The organism is Sphingomonas sp. FUKUSWIS1 (assembly GCF_000733135.1).
In the GTDB taxonomy this organism is placed as follows: domain Bacteria; phylum Pseudomonadota; class Alphaproteobacteria; order Sphingomonadales; family Sphingomonadaceae; genus Sphingomonas; species Sphingomonas aerolata.
In genome coordinates this window covers 1-2,756 of the sequence record NZ_JPJC01000050.1, presented here as the reverse complement: position 1 = coordinate 2,756, position 2,756 = coordinate 1, and the positions used below count along the sequence as shown (strand labels likewise).

Annotated in this window: 1 protein-coding gene and 1 pseudogene; one reads left to right on the top strand and one right to left on the bottom strand. The window is 68.7% G+C overall.

The window, feature by feature from the left end:
• A pseudogene (gene mutL / locus sphsw_RS04305) lies at positions 1 to 1,320 on the bottom strand (DNA mismatch repair endonuclease MutL); the annotation flags it as partial.
• Between the two features lie 149 nt (positions 1,321 to 1,469).
• Here mutL and sphsw_RS04300 point away from each other — a divergent pair.
• Entirely contained in the window at positions 1,470 to 2,513 is a 1,044-nt protein-coding gene (locus sphsw_RS04300) for a rod shape-determining protein (RefSeq protein WP_031439534.1), read from the top strand.
• Positions 2,514 to 2,756: the final 243 nt, after the last annotated feature.

The window sequence follows — 2,756 nt, the reverse complement described above, 5'->3', positions numbered from 1 at the left end:
GCTGATCGACGAGGACGAGACCGTCCTCCGCCTCGGCGACGATATAGGTCTTGGCGACCTGGCCGCGGCGACGCCCATCGGGAAGGAGGAGGTTTGCGGCGGCGGCGTCCAGGCGGATTCGGCTCTTGCCTGCGGGGGGGCGGCGAAGAAGGTCGGGCGGGCGTCGCTGACGCTGGCGTAGCTGCGGGATTCCAGGGGTAGCCTTTGGGGCGTGCCCTCACCTTCCCACCCGCTTTGCGGGCGGGCCCCTTCCTCTCCCCCGGGGGGAGAGGAGGTTTCTGGCTGCCACATGGCGAGCGCGGAGTCGCTGGCGCGCTGGCTGCGGTGGCCGGCGGCGTCGAGCGCGCGGCGGAGGCCCGAGACGATGAGGCCGCGAACCATTGCCGGGTCGCGGAAGCGGACCTCGGTCTTGGCGGGGTGGACGTTGACGTCGACCTGGTCGGTGGGGACGTCGAGGAACAGCGCCACGACCGCGTGCCGGTCGCGCGGGAGCATCTCGGCATAGGCGCCGCGGATCGCGCCCATCAGCAGCCGGTCCTTCACCGGCCGGCCGTTGACGAACAGATACTGGTGATCGGCGATGCCGCGATTGTAAGTGGGGAGACTCGCGACCCCGCCGAGCACGAGCATGCCCGAGTCGACCGGCCGTTCGAGATCGATCGTGACCGCATTGTCGGCGAGCGAGCGATCGGTGAGCGTCGCGACCCGGCCCGGCCGGTCCTCGACCTGCGTCGCCGCCAGCGTGCGGCGGCCGTCATGCTCGATCGTGAAGCCGATATCGGGACGCGCCATCGCCAGCCGGCGGACGACGTCGAGACAGGCGGCATATTCGGCGCGCGGCGAGCGGAGGAACTTGCGGCGGGCGGGAACGCGCGCGAACAGATCCTCGACGACGACGCGCGTGCCGGGGGGCAGCGCGGCGGGCCCCTCGCGCTCGACGCGGCCATTGTCGACGATCCGCGACCAGCCCTCGGCCCCCCTCACCCGGCTCTCGATCGTCAGCCGCGCGACGCTGGCGATCGAGGGCAGCGCCTCGCCGCGAAAGCCGAGCGTCACGACCGATTCGATGATCTCGTCGGGCATCTTCGAGGTTGCGTGCCGTTCGAGCGCGAGCATCATGTCGGCGGGCGTCATGCCGCATCCGTCGTCGGCGACTTCGATGCGCGATGTGCCGCCTTCGACGAGGAGAATCGCGATGCGCCCGGCGCCTGCGTCGATGGCGTTCTCGACTAACTCCTTCAACGCGCTGGCGGGTCTTTCCACCACTTCACCGGCGGCGATACGATTGACGAGATGCTCGGGGAGACGCCGTATTGACATGGGTTTGCGTCTAGACCAAGCGACGGCATCCCGCGACCCGCAAACGCCCACTTATTAGGCACCCGGTGCTCGAAAACACCGGCGGGGCCCGCGAGATGATGTGCGAAATGCCGCCCGTCCGGCGGCCAGGATTACGGGACCCTGATTGAATGGCCTTCTACTCGCGTTTCTTCAAGTTCATGTCGCACGACATGGCGATCGACCTCGGCACCGCGAACACGGTTGTCTATGTCCGTGGCCGCGGCATCGTCCTGAACGAGCCGTCGGTGGTCGCGGTCGAGACGATCAACGGCATCAAGCGCGTCAAGGCGGTCGGTGACGACGCGAAGCTGATGATGGGCAAGACCCCGGGCAACATCGAGGCGATCCGCCCGCTGCGCGACGGCGTGATCGCGGACATCGACGTCGCCGAGCAGATGATCAAATATTTCATCCAGAAGGTGCACGGCCCGCGCCGCTTCGCCCGCTGGCCCGAAATCGTGATCTGCGTGCCGTCGGGGTCGACCAAGGTCGAGCGCCGCGCGATCCGCGACGCCGCGTCGAACGCGGGCGCGAGCACGGTGTGGCTGATCGAGGAGCCGATGGCGGCCGCGATCGGCGCCGACATGCCCGTGACCGAGCCGATCGGCAGCATGGTCGTCGACATCGGCGGCGGCACGACCGAGGTCGCGGTGCTGAGCCTGCGCGGTCTGGCCTATACGACGTCGGTCCGCGTCGGCGGCGACAAGATGGACGAGGCGATCGTCAGCTATGTCCGCCGCAACCACAATCTGCTGATCGGCGAAGCGACCGCCGAGCGGATCAAGCAGGAGGTCGGCATCGCCAAGCCGCCGGTCGACGGCATCGGCACGATCATCCACATCAAGGGCCGCGACCTGGTCAACGGCGTGCCCAAGGAAATCCAGATCAACCAGGGCCAGATCGCCGAGGCGCTGAGCGAGCCCGTCGCGACGATCGTCGAGGGCGTTCGCGTCGCACTGGAGAACACCGCGCCCGAGCTGGCCGCGGACATCGTCGACCAGGGCATCGTCCTGACCGGCGGCGGCGCGCTGCTGCAGGGGCTGGACGAGGTGCTGCGCGACGAGACCGGCCTGCCGGTGACGGTCGCCGAGGACCCGCTGACCTGCGTCGCGCTGGGCACCGGTCGCGCGCTCGAGGACCCGCTGTTCCGCGGCGTGCTGATGAGCGGCTGAGAAGCGTGTAGGTGGGAAACGGGTCAGTGGAAATCGCATCGACCGAGTCGCGGGGATAGGGCCCCGGACCCGGCGATGCCCGAGAACGAGGGGACAGGCGCATGGCGCCAGCCCGCGATCGCCGGACGGGGTTTTCCCGACGGCGTCAATATGGGGTGTTCGTAGGCTATGTGCTCGCCATTCCCGAATTGTGATCGATCATCGTCGCCAGTTCATCAGCGTCGAGCCCGGTCTCGCGGAGCA

Bases quoted from the DNA above. Each gene is read 5' to 3' on its own strand.
- sphsw_RS04300 (WP_031439534.1), top strand. From the start codon at position 1,470: ATGGCCTTCTACTCGCGTTTCTTCAAGTTCATGTCGCACGACATGGCG.